Raw genomic sequence first — 20,886 nt, forward strand, 5'->3', positions numbered from 1 at the left:
CGCATGCAATCTCTCCTGGTATCTGCTTTCGGGATGTCCTAATGTCGATGGGTGCCGCGATGCCGGCACGTCGAAACGGCCGTCCCGATGCAGTGCGTCCTACCCTAACAACAAACAAGGAAACACCCATGAGAGATACCCCGTTCGCAGTCCGGCGTAAAACGGCACGGCTCAGTGCCGCGATCGCCATCGCAGGCGCGGCGTTCGCGTCAGGCGCGCACGCCGCCGACAACAACGCCAATCACGCAGCATTCAACAGACTCCCGCCCTTCGTCGTGGCGAACAGTCTGCAAACCACCACCTACGACGGCGTCAGCGACGATCTGCTGACCGCCGGGCTCGGCAAAACCGGCCTTGCCGGCGCGCAGCCGGCCATCGCGAATCCCGCCGCCCCGACAGCAGCAGAGTTGCGCAGGCTCGCGATCTGGTCGAACTATCGCGCGCTCGTCGACATCAGTGCGAACGGCGGCTATGGCCGCTTCTGGGGGCCTAACGTCGATCTCTACGGCAACGACACGCTGGGCGAAGGCAAAATCGCCGGCACCGAATATCTCGCGTTTGCCGATGATGGCAGCGGCCGCCAGAACGTCAGCCTGCTCGTGCAGGTGCCGGCCAGTTTCGACCCGGCGAACCCGTGCATCGTGACAGCCACGTCGTCGGGTTCGCGCGGCGTGTATGGCGCGATCTCGGCGGCCGGCGAGTGGGGACTCAAGCGCGGCTGCGCGGTGGCCTATACGGACAAAGGCACCGGCAACGGCGCGGAAGAACTGATGAGCGGTCTCGTTACGCTGATCGATGGCCGCACGGCCGATGCCGCAACGGCGGGACGCACGAGCCTTTTCACCGCGAACGTGCCCGCGGTCGCGCTCGCCGCGTTCAACCAGAAGTTTCCGAACCGCTATGCGTTCAAGCATGCGCATTCCCAGTTGAACCCCGAAGCGGACTGGGGCAAGGACACCCTGGAGGCGGTCCAGTTCGCCTACTGGGTGCTCAACCAGCAGTTCGCGCCGCGCGTCGACGCATCGAATCGCGGCGTGCGCTACGCACCCGGCGACATCACGACGATCGCGGCTTCCGTGAGCAACGGCGGCGGCGCGTCGCTCGCGGCGGCCGAAGAAGACACGGGCAAGTGGATCACGGCGGTCGTCGTCGGGGAGCCGCAGATCAATGTGCGCATGCCCGGCGACGCGCAAGTCAGGGAAGGCGGTCAGCGGATTGCTGCAGCGGGCAAGCCGCTCGCCGACTACATGACGCTCGCGAACCTGCTGCAACCGTGCGCCGCGCTCGCCGACGCCGCCGCTGGCGCGCCGTATCTCACGGCGCTGCCCGTTGCGACCACCACCGCGATTCGCCAGGCGCGCTGCACGTCGCTCGCGGCGGCAGGCTATATACGCGGCAGCGATACGCAGGCGCAGGCCAACGATGCGCTCGCCCGTCTGCACGAAGCCGGCTATGAAGCGGACTCCGATCTGCTGCACGCGCCAATGTGGGATTCGCAAGCCGTGCCGGCCGTTGCCGTGACTTACGCCGATGCCTACACGAGATCGAGCGTGCTCGACAACCTGTGCGGATTCAGCTTCGGCACGACGAACGCAACGACCGGCGCGGCAGGCGTTGCACCCGCCGTCTCGCCCATGCTCACGATTTTCGGCGTGGGGAACGGCGTGCCGCCGACCAATGGCGTCAATCTCGTCTACAACGTCACGCCGCCGGGCGGCGCCGATCATCGGCTCGCCACGCCCGATGCGAGCCTCGCGGGCGCGGCCTGTGTGCGTGCGTTGTGGACGAAGGGCGATCCGCGCATGCGCCAGAGCGTTCAGGCGATCAGCGTCAATGCGAACCTGCACGGCAAGCCTGCGATCATCGTGCAAGGCCGCAGCGATGCGCTCGTGCCGATCAACCATGCTTCGCGTGCGTACCTCGCGGCAAACAGCGAACGCGAAGGCTCGCGCAGCCACTTGTCGCTCTACGAAGTGACGAACGGGCAGCACTTCGACGCCTTCCTCGCCGTGCCGGGCTTCGATACGCACTTCGTGCCGGTTCACTACTACAACATCGCCGCGCTCAATCTGATGTGGAGTCACCTGAAGAACGGCACGCCGCTGCCGCCGTCGCAGGTTATCCGCACAATCCCGCGCGGCGGCAGTCCGGGCGCCGCGCCGCCGCTGGGCGTCGCGAACCTGCCGGCCATCGTGGAGAATCCGGGCAGCAATGCGATTCGCGCGAACGATGGCGTCGTGAACGTGCCGCATTGAGGCACGCACGCGCCTGGCGCGGCAAGCGCATCACACCAGCAGTTGCCGCGCCAGCACTTCCCTCGCCTGAGTCACCGTGTCCCCTTCGCCGGGATGCGGCGGCATGAGCGAGAACACGGCGTCGGGCAAGGTGGGCAAGCGATGCTTCGGGCCGAGACGCACGAGCCCCTCGCCGATGGCGGATGCGCACAGGCACCCCACACCGAGGCCGGCTGCGAGCATGGACTGCAGCCCGGCCACGCCCGACGCGCTGTGAACGAGCACATAGGGGATGTCGTTTTCTTCGAGCAAGCGCACCGCGACCTGGTGCATCATGCAGTCGCCTGGCAGCAGCACGAGCGGCAACGCTTGCGGCAGCTGCTCGGCAAGCGCCGGCGACGCGACCCAGTAAAGCGGCTCGCGCAGCAACTCCCAGCGCGTGTCCGCGTCGGCGGCGGCGGGCCGGAACGGGCCGCTCGACAGGTGCATGACCACGCCGAGATCGATCTGCCGCTTCGCATACGCGACCTCGATGTCGGCGCTCTTCATCGCGCTCACGTGCAAGCTCAGTTGCGGGTAGCAGTCGCGCAGCCGCACGAGCAAGCCCGCCACCTCGTTGGTGCGGAAGTACTCGGTAATCGCCACGCGCAGCTCGCCCTTGATGGCCTGGCCGCGCACCTCGTCGAACGCGGCCTCGTTGAGCGCCACGAGGCGCCGCGCGTGCTCGAGCAGCCGCGTGCCCGCGGGCGTGAGCTCCACGCCGCGCTTGCTGCGCACGAACAGCGGCACGCCCGCGCGCACCTCGAGCTTGCGCACCTGCTCGCTGATGGTGGATTGCGAAAGATGCAGCAGCGGCGCCGCCGCCGAAAGGCTGCCCACGTTCGCCACCGCCGCGAACGTCTTCAACTGGTCGAATTCGAAACCGCGCATGGCATTCCAACTTCCATCGAATAACTCGATGGATAGTACCACTTATTCCCGCTTTTCCGTTTCTTCGAGTGTCGTCAGAATGGCGATTCGATTGGTTCGATGGTCAGGTTGCGCGCTCCCGCATCAGCGCAGCCTGCGCCGCGATCCAGCCCTTTATCGCCGAGCACACTCATGTCTGACAATACGTACGCCGCCTGCGCCGTGGCGCCCCGCGCCGCTGCCGAAACCGGCCGCAGCCATCACGGCTGGGCACTGGTCGTTCTGCTGGTAGGCGCGATCCTGCCGCCGCTCGATTACTTCATCGTGAACCTCGCGCTGCCCGCCATCCGCGACGGACTCGGGGCGAACGCGTCCGAACTCCAGCTGGTCGTCTCGGCCTACGCCTGCGCGAACGCCGTCATGCTGATCACGGGCGGGCGCCTGGGCGACCTGTATGGCCGCAAGCGCATCTTCATGATCGGCATGGCGGGCTTCGTGGTCGCCTCCACGTTCTGCGGCCTCGCCACCAGCGGCGCGGCGCTCGTGGCCAGCCGCATCTTGCAAGGGCTGTTTGCGGCGACCCTCGCGCCGCAGGTGCTCGCCACCATCCGCAGCGTATTCACGCCGCACGAGCAGGTGCGCGTGATGAGCCTTTATGCCTTCGTGTTCGGCGTGGCGGCCGTGATCGGGCAGCTTGGCGGCGGCGCGCTCATCAGCCTGCACCCGTTCGGTCTGGGCTGGCGCGCGATCTTTCTCGTCAACCTGCCCATCGGCGTGTTCGCGCTCATCGGCAGCTGGCGCTTCATTCCCGAAAGCCGGCCGCCACGCGGCAAGCGTATTGACGTGCCGGGCACGCTGTTGCTTTCGCTGTTTCTGCTGATGCTCGTTTATCCGCTTACGCGCGGACGCGAGTCGGGCTGGCCGTTGTGGATGCTCGCCTGCCTCATCGGTTCGCTGCCCATGCTGGGCCTGCTGCTGCGCGTGGAGTGGCGCAGCCTCGTCAACGGCCGCGATCCCCTGCTCGACGTGCGCCTTTTCCGCAATCCGGTCATCGCGCTCGGCCTGGTGCTGGGGTTCCTCTTCTATACGATGAGCGCGTTTTTCCTGACCTACGGCATCTATCTGCAAGGCGGCTTGCACTGGACGCCGCTCGCCTCGGGACTCGCAATCCTGCCGTTCGGCCTCGGCTTTCTTTCGAGCCCGTTGTTGATGCCGCGCCTCGTGCACCGGTTCGGCGGTTATCGCGTGCTGACACTGGGCTTCGTACTGCTCGCGCTTGGGCTCGCCGTTGCGGCTTCGCTCGCGGGCGTGTCGGAGCCCGGCGCCGGCTTCTATCTCGGCCTCGCCGCCATCGGCATCGGCCAGGGGCTCGTTCTGCCCTCCGTCGTGCGCATCGTGTTGGCCGAAGTGGAGCCCGCGCACGCGGGCATCGCCTCGGGCATGGTCACGGCCACGCTGCAGATCGGCGCGGCCGTCGGCGCGGCCACGCTAGGCGGCCTGTTCTTCTCGAAGCTCGGCGCGGCGCCCGGCATGCTCGACTACGCGCATGCATTCAGGACGACGATGTTTTCGCTTGTCGCGATCCTGCTGCCTTGCGCGCTGCTTTCTACCGCGCTTGGACCGCTGCATCGGCGCACGCATGTCACGCCGGCAGGCGGTCCAGTCACACGGTAGGTTGCTCCGGACTCCTCGCGATCAGAAGTCGATCTGCGCGGAGAGCAGCACGGTGCGCGGCGCGGAGGTCGTGAGGTAGGTGCCCTGCTGGACCCAGTAGCGGCTGCCGAACAGGTTCTCCAGGTTCGCCCGGAACACCACGCTCTTCTGGGCGATACGCGTGCCGTATCGCGCGCCGATGTCGTAGCGCGTCCACGACGGCAAGCGCAGCGTGTTGGCGGCGTCGTAGTATTGCGCGCCCGTGTGGATGATGCGGCCGTTCACGCTCAGGCCCTGCACCCACGGCAAGTCGTAGTCCGCGCCGAGATTGAACGCGAAGTTCGGCACGCCCACCGGCTCGTTACCGTCGGTCGCGCCGCTGGCGGTGTTGCGCAGCTTCGCGTCGTAGAACGTCGCACTCGCCATCAACCGCAAATGTCGAAACGCCTCGCCGTACGCGGCCAGTTCGAGGCCGCGCACGCGCGTCGTGCCATCGTAGCCATAGACGTTCGTCGCCGGGTTCGTCACGCCGTTGGGCTGCGAAAGCTGGAACACGGAAACCGAGGTCATCACGCGGCCCCAGTCGGCTTTCACACCCGCCTCGTACTGGTTCGACTTGTACGGCGCGAAGGCCTGGCCCGCGTTCGCGGTGCCGATCGGCGCCGTGCTGCCGTTCGTGAGACCCGACGTGAAGTTGCCGTACACAGAGATGTTCGACCACGGCTTGAAGACAATGCCCGCGAGCGGCGTGATCGCCTGCTTCACATACGTATCCGTGCGCTCGCCTGTCGTCGTGTCGTAGTCGTCCACGCCGATGACCTGACGCCGGAAACCGCCCGTCAGCAGCAGGCGGTCGTTCCAGAACGACATCGTGTCGATCAGCTGCTGGCTGTCGAGGCGCGTATGGTTCGAGCGCTGGGCGTCGCCGCGCGGCGTCGTCATGGCCGGAAGCGGCGTGGGATTGTAGAGATTCGAGGCCACTGACGAATCCGAGAGCGCATAGAAATAGCCCTGCTCCTCGTTCAATGACGTTGCGCCCGCAACCAGTGTGTGTTTCACGCCGAACGTGTCGAAGTGCAGACGCACGCCCGCATCGACGGTACGCGTACGGTTGTACGCGTCGTAGTAGCCGTTCATCACGTTGAAGTCGCCCGCGGCGGTCATGCCGCTGGCCCACGGGAAATTCTGCTGCGACGTGCCGTAATGCTCGCCCGCCGCGCCATAGACGGTCAGGTATCGGTTGACGTCGTACTCGAGCCGTGTGGTCACCGCCGAATCGCGCAGCCTGAGTTTCGAGCCGGGATAGAAGTTGGTCCACGATGACGGCGCCGCCGGTACCGCCGTCGCCGTGCCGAGGCCGATCTGCGGGCGGAATTCGTCGGTATTCTCGGAGATGTTGTACGCATCGAACGACCAGCGCAGCTTTTCGCCGCGATAGTCGAGCGCGACGGCGCCGTTGCCCTGGCTCTGGTTGCCGTGCGCGATGCCCGTCTGCCCGTCCTTGTACTGGCCGTTCACGCGGATGCCCCACTGGCCGTCGCTGCCGAAGCGGCGGCCCACATCGGCCTGCACGCCGAACTGCCCCTTCGACTGGTACAGCGCCGTGAGACGCGTGAGCGGATCGTCGTCGGCGCGCTTGGTGACGATATTGATCGCGCCGCCAATGCTCCCCGAAGGCCCCATGCCGTACATGAGCGAACCCGGACCCTGGAGCACTTCCACGCGCTCCATGAGGTTGACCGGCATGCGGCTCGCGGAGACCATGCCGTAGAGGCCGTTGAGCGCCACGTCTGTAGCCTGAACGTCGAAACCGCGAATCTGGAACACGTCGCCAAAGCCGCCGCTGCTCTGCTCGGCGCGCACCGAGGCGTTGTTCACCACGACGTCGGCAAGCGTGCGCGCTTGCGTGTCCAGCATCATCTGCTCGGTGTAGTTCGTGGTGCTGAACGGCTGGTCCATCACGTTCGCCGTCCCGAGCACGCCGATGCCGCCGCCCCGCGCGACCTGGCCGCCCGCGTAGGCGGCCGGCAGTTCGCCCGGCATGGCTGCGGCCTTGACGGACACCGCAGGAAGCACGCTGCCCTGTTGCTGGGTGTCGGCTTTGGTATCGGCGGCCTGATTGGCGTCGGCTGGTGTGCCCGATGCACTCTGTGCGCACGCAACCGATGGCGCGATGGCCGTGGCCAGCACGCCCATCAGCAGTCGTTCGACCGTCCAGGATACGGCGGTGCGCCGGAATGGCCTTCGTGTGTTTTCCCGTTCAAGCATATGGCTGTCGTTGTTGTTCGAAGAGGTAGTGCGCCTGCGGCGGCATTGATAATGATATTGCGAATCATTATCAATTGTAATGTAAAATTTTGCTTAAACAAAAGTGGAATCGCAGATTTTTCTGGGGTCGTTGCGTGAACAACGGCTCCAGCGCTGTTGCCTGCCGCTTTTCAATGCCTGGGCCGCAAAGCATCAAGGCCGCTTCCCTGGGGAAGCGGCCTTGACGTGTTGGGAAAAGCGAACACGCTGGGAGAGTTCGGTACGCCGCCGCCCTAGTGGGCAACGGCCTTCACGGTCAGCGCATTGTTCAGCGACGAGACACCCGCCACGCCTTGCGCGGCCTGTGCGGCGGCGTCCGCCTGGCCCTGCTCGGGCACCGAGCCAAGCAAGGTCACTGCGCCGTTGCGCGCACGGACCGTGACGTTGGTCACATCCACGGTCTTGTCCTTGCCCAGCGCCTTGCGCACTGCCTTTTCAAGCATGTGGTCCGCCTTGCGGGCGGCTTTGGCCGATGACGCGCTGGCCCCAGGAAACGAGGAATCAGCGGGCTGCGCCTGCGCATTGAACGCGGCCAACGTCGCAAGCGTGCCGATAACGACGGCGAGTTTTTGAATACCCATGGTTGCGTTGCTCCGATCAGAAGGTCGTGCGAATGCCGACGTTCGCGCCGACCGTCGTGCCCGGCGGCAGGCCCAGGCCTTCGGCCGCCAGCCCGAGACCTTGCAGCCCTCCCACGCCACTGCCGCCGCTCTCCACTGTCAGCCCCGAACCGAGGCAGACACCGTTGTGCGCGCAAGTGTTGTTCACGAGGCCGACCTGCGCATACAGCGACGTGCGCTTTGAGAGGAAGAATTGCGAGCCGATCGCGCCCATCACCGAATGACCGCCGGAATTCACGCGATCCTGCTGGTAGTACACGCCGGCATTCAGATCGAGATACGGCAGCGGGAAATAATCGAAGCCCCCGCTATAGACGTTCACACTGGTATTGGTCGAATACATCAGCGACGGATTGACCGAGACCGGCACACTGTTCGCCTTGAAGTTGGCGAACGCCGCCTTGGCAATCAGTCCGCCGAATTTGTAGCTCATCCCCGCGGTATAGGCGCGGACGTTGACGGGATAGAGTTCGCCAACGCTCGCGAGCGCGCTGTCGGCTGCGTTGTTGGTGCTGATGTACGCCGCTGCGGCGAGGAATGTGCCGTTGGTGTAGCGCGCGCTGACCGACCATGCACGGCCGGTCTGGAAGGAACCTGCGACGCCGCCGAGTGCGAACAGGCCCGCCGCCTGGAAGCCACCGATGTCGGGCGACGTGTACGACACCGCATTGGGCATGAAGACAGCGGCGATCAAACTGTTATCGCTCACGGGCGTGAGAATGCTGCCGAATTCGCCGGCGCCGCGCGGATCGAGTGCGTAAATGATGTTGAAGAACGGCGAGATCTGCAGACCGGCCATGACCGTACCAAAGCCGCCCGACAAACCGACCTCGGCGATGCGGTTGAAGAGCCCGTTATTGCCGCCCGGGTTGTCGAAGCCGCCATTGGCGAGATTGATGCCGCTTTCGAGCTTGAATTCCGCCTTGATGCCACCGCCCAGATCTTCCTTGCCTGCCAAACCCCACAGCGAAGGCGAATAGCCCGCGTTCGTGAGCTGGAACACGTGGCCTGTGCCTGTGCTCGTACCATTGAATTCCGGTGTCGAATGACTCAGGTACATCATGCCGACATCGGCGATACCGTAGAGCGTCACGCTCCCGTCCGCATGCGCCGCGCTTCCCGCACAGATCGCCGCGGCGGCCACACATGCCTTGAGTGGCCATTTCCGTTGCTTCGCCATCTTCATGAGTCTCCTATCTTTAGAGATGGTTTTTAGAATAGCTATGCGTTGTCTTGCTGCTGATTTCTCTTCCTCATTTACTTCGGATTCCATATCATTAATCGTTCAATCCCGGATGGAACCCCAGCGCCTGCTGTCCCCGCTACGCTGTCTGAATGAAAGCGGGTGCCGGGTCTAGACGGTCACGTCCGAATCACCTTCGCTGAGCCCAACGACAGCCTGCGAGGCGACCACGCGCATCTGCCCGAAAATCAGGCCCTTCCATTCGTCGTTGTCGCAATAGAACGCATCTTTCAGGTTTTGCCGGATCTGCGCGGCGGTGGCGGCGTCGCATTCCGGATGACGGTGCAGCCAGTGATCGGCGCGCAGCGCCTGCAACACGTGCAAGGACTCGTAAGTGCCGAATTCGAGGCCTAGCGTCGTCTTCTCGACGCCCGGAAATTCGTCGTACGAAAACGTGATGATCGGCCCTTGAACGTCGGCGGAAACCGAACCCGGTTCGTGGATCGGCTTCACGTCGTTGCCCCACCAGCGGCGCGCCCTTTCCAGTTCGGCGCGATCCGTGCTCATGAAGATTTTTTCGCCGTGACCATACGGGCCCAGTCCCGTATGAAGATCGATCCACGCGAGGCGCCGATACCCGCTTGCGTGCGCGCGCAGGATCGAATGGACGGTCCGCGTGCTCCAACTCGCTTGCACTCCGCCGTAGAACATCCCGTCCGCTACCGCGTACTGTCCCTTCGACACCGTATTGCGCAGCGCCTCTTCGCCATGCGTCCGGATATAGGCCCCGAGCGCGGCCTGATTGGCCGCGTCAGGCGGCCAGACCTCTGGCAGCAGCAAGGGATCGAGCGCGACGTATCCGGGATTCGAATCGGTCAGCGCCGCATAGTCCGCGCTATTGCGATTCAGATCGACGTTGTCTTCGTTCACCCGGCGCAGATGCGCGAATCCGTACGGGTTGACGCCATGAATCATCAACAGCGCGACGCCGCGCCGCTTCGTCTCGGCAAGGAAGGCCGCGTCCTCGAGCAATCCAACCTGACAACCCGATCCGCAGAAACCCTCGACACCATGCGTGCCCGACGTGACGATGAGCAGCGCACGAGCGCCGGCTGGCGCGTGAACCGCGAGGTCGATCGACAGGCTGCCGCCGTCGGGGCCGAGCGCCGTGGGATGCGCGACCTGCCTCGATTCGAACCCGCCGGCGCGTGCCGCCTGCGTGAATCGCTCTCGCGCCTGCGCATAGGTAGCGGAGAAATATTTTTTTATTACCATGCAGTCACCCCGATGAGATGCACGCGAGGCGTGCGTTCGGTCACAATGATCATGACTAACGCATCGGTGCACAAGGCAATAAAAAAACGGCCTTGATAACGTTTTTTTATCTCATGGAGCAGAATGAAACTTCGTCAATTGCGGGTATTCCTGAGTGTTGCCGAGCAGGGCAGCTTGCACGGCGCCGCGCGCGCACTGCGTTTGACGCAACCCGCCGTCACGGCCACGATGCGCGAACTGGAGAGAACGCTGGGCGTGCCGCTCGTCGTGCGTTCGGTCAACGGCATTACGCTCACCGAATATGGCGTCGTGTTTCAGCGCCGCGCACGCATGCTGGTCAACGACGTGCGGCACATTCATGAAGAACTGTCGACCATGCTCAATGGTGCGGGCGGAGAGGTCGCCGTGTCGGTGTCGTCGGCCGTGGCCTGTGCATTGCTGCCGCAGGCGTTTGGCCAGTTTCGCGCACAGAATCCCGATACGTCGGTGACCGTGCGCGAACTGGCGCTCCCTACCGCGCTCAATGCGCTGCGCGATGGAGACACCGATTTCGCGGTCATCACGGCGGTCGCCGGCACGCAATGGCCCGATTTCGTCGAGCAGCGAAAGATCATGTCCATGCCGTTGCTGGTCGTGGCGCGCCAGGGCCATCCGCTCGCGCACGCGCGCTCGATGTCGATGCTGCACGCGGCGGAATGGCTCGTGCCTTGCGAGCCCGGCGACCAGATCGACAAGGGGTTCAGCGCCTACTTTCACTCGCTGGGTCTGTCCGCGCCGGGCAGGATCATGCGCTGCCAGGCATTGGCGCCCTCCGTCGCCTTGATCGCGAAGACCGATGTGATTTGCGTGGCCACGCAGCCGACGTTCGAACTCGAGATGAAGCGCCGGAGGATCCGCGAACTGAAGATCCACGAGCAGTTTCCCGACATGGACGTCTACGTCGTGCAAAGGCGCGAGCGTCCGCTCACCACGGCGGCCTCGCGCTTTCTCGCCTGCGTGGAGCAAGCGGCCATGCAGTGACGCGCTTTCAGTTACATTGGATACCTAACCATCTATCGCACGTCACAGCGCCTCCTCACCCACGGGAGGAAACACATTCCAGTAACCGTCGTCGTGCTGAAAGAAGAACAACGCATGAAACCCCGTTGTCTGGCGCGTCTCCACGCACACATAGCGCGCCTTGCCTGAAGGGGTATGGCCAAACGCGGTGACATGCACCGGCGTGGTGGGTGACAGCCATTTTTCGACCTGATAACGCAGTGACTGCGTCTTCGTGCGTCTCATCTGGGCCTCCCAGACATCGTTTGGTTTGGCGGGTGTTCCGCGAAAGCGACGAAAACACGCTGCACAAACCGGGCGCCCTTGGTGCACGGCGCAATTTTTACCGCGCCGCATCAAGTGCTTGAGAAAGCACTTTAACTATAGACAGAAAAGCCTTTTGCAAACGCGATTTCAGCAAGATAGCAACAAAACAACAGAAAGCCGGAAACCCACGCTGGACAACCCGGGCTGATGCGCCGCACCAGGCGCCGAATGAATGGAAACGTCCGAGCTCCGCGCATAGCTCGTGCTCGCTGCCATCGACTCCCGCTTGTCAAAGGATCCGTAAGCCCGGCATCGCCGGCGAAGGACGCAGCCCCTGCGCAGCGCCCCAGGCACCCGCGGCACACACGACCGCGCCCACGAAAACTACGAGCCACAGATACACGCCGCGAGGCCGATAGCGTTGCGGCAACACGGTCACGCTGAGGGCAACGAGCAAACCCAACACGAGCGGCAACATCAACGTGTTGATCACCTGCGCCGCAACGTTCAGGGAAACGAGGTCGGGCGCGAGCCAGACGGCCCATGCACTGCCCGCAACAGCCAGCGCATACGCGCCATAAAACCAGGGCGCCCGGTCCGGACGATCCTCCAGAGACGCTCTGTACCCGAACACATCGCCGAGCCCCCACGCGAGCGCGAGAGAACTCACGATGGCTGCCACCAGCGCCGCGCCGAGCACGCCCGCGCCAAATAGCAATCGGCCCGCAAACGGGCCCGTTACGGCAACGAGCGCATTGCTGATTTCGCCGATGCTGTCGAGGGAGCGCGGCTCACCATGCGCCGACAACGTTGCGGCCGCAGCGACGAGCACCGCTGCCGTGAGCAATTGCGTGAGGACCGCGCCGACTGCCGTCTCGACGCGCGCCGATGTGAAGTCCTTTGCCGTGAGGCTGTCCGCGACCGCCGACTGCTGATAGAACACCATCCACGGATTGAACGTCGCGCCAATGAGCGCCGCGGCCAGGTAGCCGGCTTGCCGCCCGCCAGCTGCGAGGTGAGTCATCTGCGGGACCATGACCTGCAGCTGGTGGCGCGCACTCCAGGCGACGGCGAAAAACGTCAGCGCAAACGCGCCGATCGCAATGGCGATCCGGTCGACGCGTTTATGCGAGCCGGTGAGCACGATGCCTGTCAACAGGATGACGGCCAGCGGCAGCGTGACGGAGCGCGACACGCCATACATTTCCCCCACGCCAGCAACGCCAGTGAACTCTGTCACGAGCGACCCCAGCACCGCCACGACCAGTCCGGCCGCGGCCAGCGTCGCCCAAACCGGTCCGAAGCGCGAGCGGATGAGTTCGCCATAGCCGCGCCCGGTGAAGATGCCGAGACGCACGGTCAGTTCCTGAACCATGTAGAGCAGCGGGACAAGCGCGAGCAGCACGGGCAAGAGCCGCAGCCCCGTTTGCGCGCCCGCCTGTGCGGCCGTCACGACGTTTCCGGCGTCGCAGTCGGCCAACATGACGAGGAGCCCGGGGCCCCACAGCGCGAGCCGGCGCAGTCCTCGCGAAACGGTTTCCTTGAGCGTCGGGAGACAAGTCATGCGTTCTGAAAGGATGCGCCTGTAGTATCTGTCGAGCGATTGTAGCGTGCGAGTCAGGACGCGCTGTCCCGCCGCGCAATCGACCAGACTTTGGGGATACGACATGACGATGACCTGGCTCCTTCTGGGCTGCGGCTTTGGCGGGGGCCTTCTGATTGCAATCTGGGGGATATGGAATCTCCGGCAACCGGACGCCCGCTCGAACGAGGCGGACGTTGCAGACCCGCCCCCTGTCTCCCGATCGCAGCCTTCGTGACGCCGCGTTGCCCGCGCGAGCCGCGAGCCGCGAGAAGAGGCCCGACGTTTCAAGCCACGCCCCGTCCCGAGGGACGTTGAATTTTATTTTCCTTACCCATGGCCTCCATACCCGCGCGTTCCTCCACTCAAACCGCAGACGTTCCCCCCGCCCTGATTCTGGGCGCCATAGGCGTGGTTTTCGGCGACATTGGAACGAGCCCGCTCTACACATTGCGCGAATGCCTGAAAGCCGCCGGTGGAATTAGCCAGACCAACCTGTTCGGGATCGTTTCGCTGATTCTCTGGTCGATCATCGTTGTCGTGACGCTCAAGTACGTGAGCTTCGTCATGCGCGCGGACAACGACGGCGAAGGCGGCATTCTGGCGCTGACTGCGTTGGCCGCTCGCGTAGCGCCCGTGCGGCTGCGCACCGTCCTCCTGACGCTCGGCGTTTTCGGCGCCGCGATGTTTTACGGCGACTCGATGATCACGCCAGCGATCTCGGTCATCTCGGCAGTGGAAGGCGTCGAACTCGTGGATCCCAACCTGGCCAGGTGGGTCGTGCCCATCTCACTCGTTATCCTGACCGGGCTGTTCAAGCTTCAAAAACACGGCACAGCCACGGTCGGAAAGGTGTTCGGACCGGTCATGGTCGTATGGTTCTTGACCCTTGCCGTGCTCGGCGTTTTTCATATCGCACACAACCCCGGCATACTGCGCGGCGCTTCGCCGTCTTACGCATTGAGCTTCGTTGCGCACGCACCCGGTACGGCGTTCGTCGTGCTCGGCTCCGTGTTTCTCGCCTTGACGGGAGGCGAAGCGCTCTATGCGGACATGGGGCACTTCGGCAAGACACCCATCCGGCTCGCGTGGCTCCTGCTGGTCCTGCCAAGCCTCATTCTCAACTACTTCGGCCAGGCCGCCCTCGTGCTCTCGACGCCTTCGGCGCTCACGCAGCCATTCTTTTCGCTGGCGCCGGGCTGGGCACTGCTTCCGTTGGTGCTGCTGGCAACGGCGGCGACGATCATCGCTTCGCAAGCCGTCATTTCCGGCGCGTTTTCCATGACGAAGCAGGCGGTCCAACTGGGCTTGCTGCCCCGCATTCCTGTGATTCACACGTCGACGCATGAAGTGGGTCAGGTCTACGTGCCGTTCATCAACATCTCGCTCTATGCGGCGGTCGTATTCCTCGTCGTGTTCTTCCGTTCGTCCGACAATCTCGCGGCCGCTTATGGCATTGCCGTCGCCTCGACGATGCTGCTAACGACGCTGCTCATGTATTTCATCACGCACTGCCTGTGGAACTGGAAGCCGGTCGCAACGGTGGCGGTGATCGGACCGCTGGCCATCGTGGATGCGATCTTCGTTGCGAGTAATGCGGGCAAGGTCCTCGATGGCGGCTGGTTTCCGCTGCTGGCAGGCGGCGTGCTGTTCACCGTCATGACGACATGGCATCGCGGGCGCGAACTGGTTGTCGAACGCGTGAAAAGCGACAACCTGCCATTGCCCGAATTCATCCAGTCGTTGTGTGCGGGATCGCACCCGCCTCCGCGCGTGGGCGGAACGGCGGTGTTTCCCGGCGGTGTGCCCGGCATGACGCCGAGCGCGTTCATGCACAATCTCAAGCATAACGGCGTGATGCACGAGACCAACATCTTCCTGGCCGGCACGACGGAAAACGTTCCGCACGTGCCAGAAAGCGAGAAAGTCTCGGTTAGCGATCTTGGGTACGGCTGCTACGCGGTCGCGGCACGCCACGGTTTCATGGAATTGCCCAACGTCCCGGCACTGCTTCTGCTCGTGCAAAAGCAGATACCCACCTGGCAGTATGAGCCCGCAGCCACATCATTTTTCCTGGCCCGCGACACGATCCTCGCATCGGCTCAGAGCAAAGGCATGTCGTTATGGCGCGAGAAGCTGTTCGCGTTCATGGCGCGCAACGCGGCGCAGGCGGCCGAGTATTACAGCCTGCCCGCGAACCGGGTTGTGGAGATGGGTGGACAGATCAACCTCTAAAGGCCCACGATCCGGCGTATCACAGGAGCAAAACAACGCATGGCGAATGATGAGCGCACCACGATCATTCCGAGGAGAACAGCGGAATCCGCGGCCATGACCGCCAACCTCAACCGCGCGATGGCGATCACCGCCGCGATGAACCGGTTGACCTTCAACGACGCCGATGAAGTCCGGGCCTTGTTTAGCGAGCTCATCGGCAAGAAGGTCGACGACAGCGTGCTATTGATTCCGCCGTTCTACACGACAGGTGGCGTCGATATCCGCGTTGGTCGCAATGTGTTCATCAACCAGAATTGCACGTTCTATGACCTGGGCGGCCTCGACATTGCCGACGACGTGATGATCGGCCCGAATGTGAGCCTCATCACCTCCGGCCATCCCGTCGCACCTTCCCGACGGCGCGACGGCGTCATCGCCAAGCCCATTGCGATCGGGAGGAACGTCTGGATCGCCGCCGGCGCGACCGTCATCGGCGGTGTGACGGTCGGCGAAAACTCGGTCGTGGCGGCGGGATCGGTGGTCACGAGCAACGTTCCCCCGAATACGCTGGTCGGCGGCAATCCCGCGCGTGTCATTCGTTCGATTGCGGAGTAAGCGCGTACCGCCCGGCTTGGGCTCCCGTTGTCGCGGGTTCACGAAATCACGCCGTAGACGGGCCCGCTGACCGGATGGCAATACGCCGGTGGTGGACGGCCAGCGCGGCCTCGCCGCCGCTCGTGGCGTGAAAGAGTCCAAGCTGCTCGAACTCCTCCTCCTGCAGCGGCGTGATGGCGATATCCGTGTAGGCGTAACGATCCGGCGCCTTCATGACAGCCCTGAGCGTTGCCTCTGTCCTGAGGTAGAAGCGCAGATATTTTGTCAGCTTGACCGCGGTCTCGCTCCAGAAGCGCGGATAGAAGCGAAGCGGCGATTCGACCGGCAGTCCCCAACGGCGGTCGCGGCGGTGCTTCATCCGCAGGGCGCCCCCTTCGAGCGGATGCACACCCTCGTGCTCGATCATCAGTCTGAACCAGGCGATGGTGCGCATGATCGTCTTCGGTCTGCCGTTCGGAATCTGCGCTGCCCGCTTGACGATCGTGCGGATATGCTCGTACGAGTAGAACGCGCTCCACGCGCACCGATACGCCTCTTCCCATTCGGCGTCCGACATTTTTGGGTGGTGCGTGACCCGGTGGTTGGTGTCGTATTTGTTGATGTCCGGGTCCATCCATTCGCCGTTCCTGACCATCGTCTGATGATCCTCGGAGCCCGGAAGCGGAGTCAGCATGAAGAATTCGAGAATGTCGATGGGCAATTCGCGCTTGATGATCTCGATGTCGCGCAGGATCGATTCTTTCGTGTCCGCCGGGAATCCGATGATATAGCCAGCGTAGGTAATCGCGCCGTGGGCGCGCCACTGCTGCAGCATGGCGCGGTATTCCGTGATCTTGTTCTGCCGCTTCTTCGCCGCGATCAGATTCTCGGGATTGATATTCTCAAGCCCGATGAACACGCGACGCACACCCGCGCGTGTTGCCTTCTCGATGAAGCCGGGGATCTTGTGACAGAGCGTGTCGACCTGGATCGTGAAGCCGCAGTGAATGCCCGCCTTTTCCCGCAGTTCGATGACACGGTCGAGAAGGATTTCCCAGTCGTGGTTGCGGGCGAAATTATCATCGGTGATGAAGAAGCGGTCGATGCCCTGTTTGGCGTTTTCGCGGATGATCTTCTCGAGATCGTCGGGCGTGCGAAAGCGGCTCTTGTGCCCCTGCACGTTGATGATGGTACAAAACGAGCACTGATACGGGCAACCACGACCGAGGTCGACCGATGTATACGTCCCTGCCGTGCGTTCGATATGCTTGCGCGGCAAGAAGGGCTGGGGAGCCCCTTCGAGCGAGGGCAACGCGTCCATGAAATTATACAAAGGCTTCATGGCACCCTTCCACGCGTCGAGAAGGACCTCATCGAACCGCCGTTCTTCGGCCTCCCCAGCGAAGAGCGCCACGCCCATTGCTTGCGCTTCCGTAAGCTCCGCGGGCATCTCGGGCAGCATGGAGATACAGCCCGAAACGTGGAAGCCGCCGATCGCGACTGGCAAGCCAGCGGCACGGAACTGGCGGGCGAGGTCGAGTGCTCGCGGGTACTGGTTCGACTGGACACCGACCAGACCAATCATCGATCTCCCGCCCTTTGCCTTCAGGTCGCGAATGATGCGCTCCGGCCACACCCGCTGGTTGGTTTCGTCGCATGTTTCGATCTCGAACTGGACGTGAGGGCCCAGCAGCGCTCGCTTTCGCGCGTCATCAGCGAGCGCATACATACAAGCGAGCGTATTGGAAGGCATGACCGAGCGCAGCCACTGGATCGGGTAGCCTTCGTCGTCGTAATGGGTCGGCTTGATGAGGACGAGAGAGAAGCGGGTACCGTCAGCAATCGAGTGCGTCGTATCCATGGTCTGCTCTGTGTCCCTGTCTGGAAGTCACAAAACCGCGAAGGTCGCCCATCTTCAGAAAGGAGAGCGATCGTGAACTGGCAAGCAGCACAACAACCCGCATCCTACCTGTCTCGCCCTCCATTGTGTTTACAATCCCGCGGGCGCCAGGTTGCGAGGATCCAGCGCAAGCGCAAATGCATCGAGCATGGCCTGTTAGATGCACCATGCCTCGCGCACCAGGACGATATTCCAATCGGGCAATGGCACATTTGCGCAATACGTAGATACGCGAACGCACTCGCGCAACTATGCATAGCTCAATTGCTTGTTTGTGGTAAGAAAACCGATCGGCAAGAATGGCTCTGCCAAACTTTGGTCAGGACCACGATATGTCGAACGCGCCCAGCCTTCACCTCGACTCCGCCACGCTGATCGAAGCCTGCGACCGGCCTGGCGTTCGCCAGTTTCATCACGGTCGGCAACGGCTCGCGAAAGCGCTCGAAGCGCATCGCGGCGCACTCGGCTACGCGCTCACGCGGCGCATGATCATCGCCACGGCGCACAAGCCGCTCGCGCATTAATCCGTTGCAGTCCACACCAAAGCGAACGCCTACCACGATTCGAGGAGCACACATGAGCGCAGCATCGCGACGCCCTGGCCAATTGAGCCTTGGCGCCTTCCTGATGGAGACGGGCCACCATATCGCCGCGTGGCGCCATCCCGATGCACACGCCGCCGGCGGCCTCGATTTCGCGCACTACGCCGAACTGGCGCAAACAGCCGAGCGCGCCAAATTCGACGCGATCTTTTTCGCCGATAGCGTGAGCGTGCGCGACACCCATGTACCCTCGCTCTCGCGCACCGCGCGCGCCGATCATTTCGAGCCGATCACGCTGCTTGCCGCGCTATCGGTCGTAACCCAACACATCGGGCTCATCGCCACCGTATCGACTTCGTTCAACGAGCCCTACAACGTGGCCCGCAAATTCGCCTCGCTCGACTATCTGAGCGGCGGAAGCTCGGGCTGGAATCTCGTGACCTCGAGCACCGAGACCGAAGCGCACAACTTCAGCCTCGACAAGCATCTCGATCACGCCGTGCGCTACGAGCGCGCGAAAGAGTTCTACGACGTGGTCTCCGGGCTTTGGGATAGCTGGGAGGACGACGCCTTTGTCCGCGACAAGGCGAGCGGCATCTACTTCGACCCGGAGAAGCTGCACACGCTGAACTATCGCGGCAAACATTTCAAGGTGCGCGGACCGCTGAACGTCGCGCGTTCGCCGCAAGGCTGGCCCGTTGTGGTGCAGGCGGGCGCTTCCGAAGCCGGCCGGGAACTCGCGGCGCAAACTGCCGAAGTGATCTTCGTTGCGCATCAAACGCTCGATGAAGCGAAGCAGTTCTATCGCGACGTGAAGGGGCGCCTCGCGCGTTATGGCCGCCGCCCCGAGCATCTCAAGATCATGCCCGGCATTTTCCCCGTGATCGGCCGCACGCAGGAAGAAGCACAGGAGAAGTTCGACGCGCTGCAGGCACTGATCCATCCGAGCGTGGGACTGCAACTGCTCTCGAACATGTCGGGTGGCCTCGACCTCTCGCAGTATCCCGTGGACGGCCCGGTGCCCGACCTGCCGGAAACCAACGGCGGCAAGAGCCGTCAACGCCTGCTGCTCGATCTCGCGCGGCGCGACAACCTCACCATACGCGATCTTTACCTGCGCATTGCGGGCGCGCGCGGGCATCAACAGGTGATCGGCACGCCGCAAAGCATTGCCGACCAGCTCCAGCAATGGTACGAGGAGGAAGGGGCCGACGGCTTCAATATCATGTCGCCGTGGCTGCCGGGCGGCCTCAACGAATTCGCGCAGTACGTGGTGCCCGAATTGCAGCGGCGCGGACTCTTTCGCACCGAATATACGGGGCGCACGTTGCGCGAGCATCTTGGCTTACCCCGTCCGGCGAACCGCTTCGCCACGCAACAGGAAGACGCGTTGCGCGTCGCTTCCTGATTCTGTTCGTCGGCGCGCAACGCTTGGCGCGTTGCGCGGCATTCAAACTTTCCCAGCGGGCGCCACAGCACACGCCTCTTTGCGCGTGCCCATTGGCGGGGCGCCAGGCACGGCATGGCTCGGACCCGGATGCGTTGCCGCCGGGGTCGCCGCGATGACGTTTCCATCGGTCAGCCAATGCCACGGGACGGGCCACAAGCTGCGCTCGAATCGCGAGTGAAAAAATGCGAAGTGCCCGATACTGCGCTCGCCGACCGAAGCGGGCGCGATGCGTAGATGTGTCGAGTCGCTATGCGTGAAATATCGCAGCGTGCGCTCGATCGCCCGGATCGTGGCGAACGGGTCATCGGGGAAGCTGACGGCAAGAATGGGCGCGCGCAGACCGCCAAAGCGAGCAACAATCTCGGCGCGCTCTTGCGGCGTGCGCGCGAGCGAGCCCTTGCGAAGCGTATCTTCAAAGCGGGCGCGGCCCCGGCTCCAGATGTTCACGACGCCGCGCGGCGTGTCCTCCATCCATCCGAACCACGAAGCGGGGAAATAGCCCTTCAGGCAGGTCAAAACGGGCATGACGACGTGCCACTTCCAGAGCATGAGCGGCATGCTGCGCGGCGCGTAGTCGCGCCAGTACGCGTACTGCGTGCCCACTGTGAAAACGCGGCGAACAAGATGATTCGACGGCGCGAGCCCGATCAGGAAGCCGCCGATGCTATGGCCCACGACATCGATGGGTTGCCCGGGGAACGTGCTACGCACGTAGCGCAGCACCGCTTCGAAATCGCGTTCGCCCCACTCCAGCCAGCTCGCATCGAGCGTTGCGAGCGCAACGGGCTGCGAAGCGCCAATGCCACGGTAATCGTAGACGAGCACGTCGAAGCCCTGCTCGTGCAGCCACGCACCAAAGCGGAAATAGTAATGGCAGCGCACCGACGTGGCCGAATTGACGATGACGACGGGACGCGGCTCGTCCGTGTTCAGCCGCGCGTGGCGGCGCCACACATAGGCGCGCAGGACAAAGCCGTCGGCGGCGGCAATGGCGACGGCGAGAGGACGCGGCCCGCCGGGATCGGTTGAACGCATGAGCGTGCTCCATGAAGTCAGCGCAACGTCGATTTCACTTGACCCAGGCCGCCGGTTCAATCAATCTTTCAGCAGCTTTC

16 protein-coding genes are annotated in these 20,886 nt (G+C 63.6%); 7 read left to right on the plus strand and 9 right to left on the minus strand.

Annotation, left to right across the window (positions count from 1 at the left end; genetic code table 11):
• Nucleotides 1-128: 128 nt before the first annotated feature.
• A complete protein-coding gene (locus tag FAZ97_RS29215) occupies nucleotides 129-2,255 on the plus strand; it encodes a D-(-)-3-hydroxybutyrate oligomer hydrolase (RefSeq protein WP_158762206.1) in 2,127 nt (708 codons plus the stop codon).
• A gap of 30 nt (nucleotides 2,256-2,285) precedes the next feature.
• Here the strand turns inward: FAZ97_RS29215 and FAZ97_RS29220 are convergent, their stop codons facing one another.
• Nucleotides 2,286-3,164, minus strand: coding sequence for a LysR family transcriptional regulator (locus FAZ97_RS29220; protein WP_158762207.1), 879 nt, complete (start codon nucleotides 3,162-3,164; stop codon nucleotides 2,286-2,288).
• 171 nt (nucleotides 3,165-3,335) lie between these two features.
• Between FAZ97_RS29220 and FAZ97_RS29225 the strand changes: the two genes are divergently transcribed.
• Nucleotides 3,336-4,817 (plus strand): MFS transporter, encoded by a 1,482-nt coding sequence (locus tag FAZ97_RS29225; RefSeq protein ID WP_158762208.1) that lies wholly within the window; start codon nucleotides 3,336-3,338, stop codon nucleotides 4,815-4,817.
• 21 nt (nucleotides 4,818-4,838) lie between these two features.
• Here the strand turns inward: FAZ97_RS29225 and FAZ97_RS29230 are convergent, their stop codons facing one another.
• The 4 genes from FAZ97_RS29230 to FAZ97_RS29245 form a co-directional block, all read right to left on the minus strand.
• Nucleotides 4,839-7,064: a TonB-dependent receptor gene (locus FAZ97_RS29230; RefSeq protein ID WP_158762209.1), complete on the minus strand. Its 2,226-nt coding sequence runs from the start codon at nucleotides 7,062-7,064 to the stop codon at nucleotides 4,839-4,841.
• Nucleotides 7,065-7,336: 272 nt separating this feature from the next.
• Nucleotides 7,337-7,684, minus strand: coding sequence for a BON domain-containing protein (locus FAZ97_RS29235; RefSeq protein WP_158762210.1), 348 nt, complete (start codon nucleotides 7,682-7,684; stop codon nucleotides 7,337-7,339).
• 16 nt (nucleotides 7,685-7,700) lie between these two features.
• Complete coding sequence (locus FAZ97_RS29240) at nucleotides 7,701-8,903, minus strand: porin (RefSeq protein WP_158762211.1); 1,203 nt, start codon at nucleotides 8,901-8,903, stop codon at nucleotides 7,701-7,703.
• A 174-nt stretch (nucleotides 8,904-9,077) separates the two neighbouring features.
• Nucleotides 9,078-10,181 (minus strand): M14 family metallopeptidase, encoded by a 1,104-nt coding sequence (locus tag FAZ97_RS29245; RefSeq protein ID WP_158762212.1) that lies wholly within the window; start codon nucleotides 10,179-10,181, stop codon nucleotides 9,078-9,080.
• A 123-nt stretch (nucleotides 10,182-10,304) separates the two neighbouring features.
• Between FAZ97_RS29245 and FAZ97_RS29250 the strand changes: the two genes are divergently transcribed.
• Nucleotides 10,305-11,201 (plus strand): LysR substrate-binding domain-containing protein, encoded by an 897-nt coding sequence (locus FAZ97_RS29250; RefSeq protein WP_158762213.1) that lies wholly within the window; start codon nucleotides 10,305-10,307, stop codon nucleotides 11,199-11,201.
• A 42-nt stretch (nucleotides 11,202-11,243) separates the two neighbouring features.
• Here the strand turns inward: FAZ97_RS29250 and FAZ97_RS29255 are convergent, their stop codons facing one another.
• The gene (locus FAZ97_RS29255) at nucleotides 11,244-11,465 is read right to left on the minus strand and encodes a hypothetical protein (RefSeq protein ID WP_158762214.1); all 222 of its coding nucleotides are present in this window, start codon (nucleotides 11,463-11,465) and stop codon (nucleotides 11,244-11,246) included.
• 310 nt (nucleotides 11,466-11,775) lie between these two features.
• Entirely contained in the window at nucleotides 11,776-13,050 is a 1,275-nt protein-coding gene (locus tag FAZ97_RS29260; RefSeq protein WP_158762215.1) for an NRAMP family divalent metal transporter, read from the minus strand.
• A gap of 354 nt (nucleotides 13,051-13,404) precedes the next feature.
• Between FAZ97_RS29260 and FAZ97_RS29265 the strand changes: the two genes are divergently transcribed.
• Complete coding sequence (locus tag FAZ97_RS29265) at nucleotides 13,405-15,303, plus strand: potassium transporter Kup (protein ID WP_158762216.1); 1,899 nt, start codon at nucleotides 13,405-13,407, stop codon at nucleotides 15,301-15,303.
• A gap of 39 nt (nucleotides 15,304-15,342) precedes the next feature.
• The gene (locus FAZ97_RS29270; RefSeq protein WP_158762217.1) at nucleotides 15,343-15,900 is read left to right on the plus strand and encodes a sugar O-acetyltransferase; all 558 of its coding nucleotides are present in this window, start codon (nucleotides 15,343-15,345) and stop codon (nucleotides 15,898-15,900) included.
• Nucleotides 15,901-15,946: 46 nt separating this feature from the next.
• Here the strand turns inward: FAZ97_RS29270 and FAZ97_RS29275 are convergent, their stop codons facing one another.
• Nucleotides 15,947-17,740 (minus strand): B12-binding domain-containing radical SAM protein, encoded by a 1,794-nt coding sequence (locus FAZ97_RS29275; RefSeq protein ID WP_158762218.1) that lies wholly within the window; start codon nucleotides 17,738-17,740, stop codon nucleotides 15,947-15,949.
• 371 nt (nucleotides 17,741-18,111) lie between these two features.
• Here FAZ97_RS29275 and FAZ97_RS35515 point away from each other — a divergent pair, with 371 nt between their 5' ends.
• Complete coding sequence (locus FAZ97_RS35515; protein WP_233271868.1) at nucleotides 18,112-18,303, plus strand: hypothetical protein; 192 nt, start codon at nucleotides 18,112-18,114, stop codon at nucleotides 18,301-18,303.
• A gap of 52 nt (nucleotides 18,304-18,355) precedes the next feature.
• Nucleotides 18,356-19,729, plus strand: a complete 1,374-nt coding sequence (locus tag FAZ97_RS29285) for an LLM class flavin-dependent oxidoreductase (protein ID WP_158762219.1) — start codon at nucleotides 18,356-18,358, stop codon at nucleotides 19,727-19,729.
• Nucleotides 19,730-19,771: 42 nt separating this feature from the next.
• On the opposite strand, the gene FAZ97_RS29290 is transcribed toward FAZ97_RS29285, so the two are convergent.
• A complete protein-coding gene (locus FAZ97_RS29290) occupies nucleotides 19,772-20,806 on the minus strand; it encodes an alpha/beta hydrolase family protein (RefSeq protein WP_158762220.1) in 1,035 nt (344 codons plus the stop codon).
• Between the last annotated feature and the right edge of the window lie 80 nt (nucleotides 20,807-20,886).

Source organism: Paraburkholderia acidiphila (assembly GCF_009789655.1).
GTDB classification, from domain to species: Bacteria; Pseudomonadota; Gammaproteobacteria; order Burkholderiales; family Burkholderiaceae; genus Paraburkholderia; species Paraburkholderia acidiphila.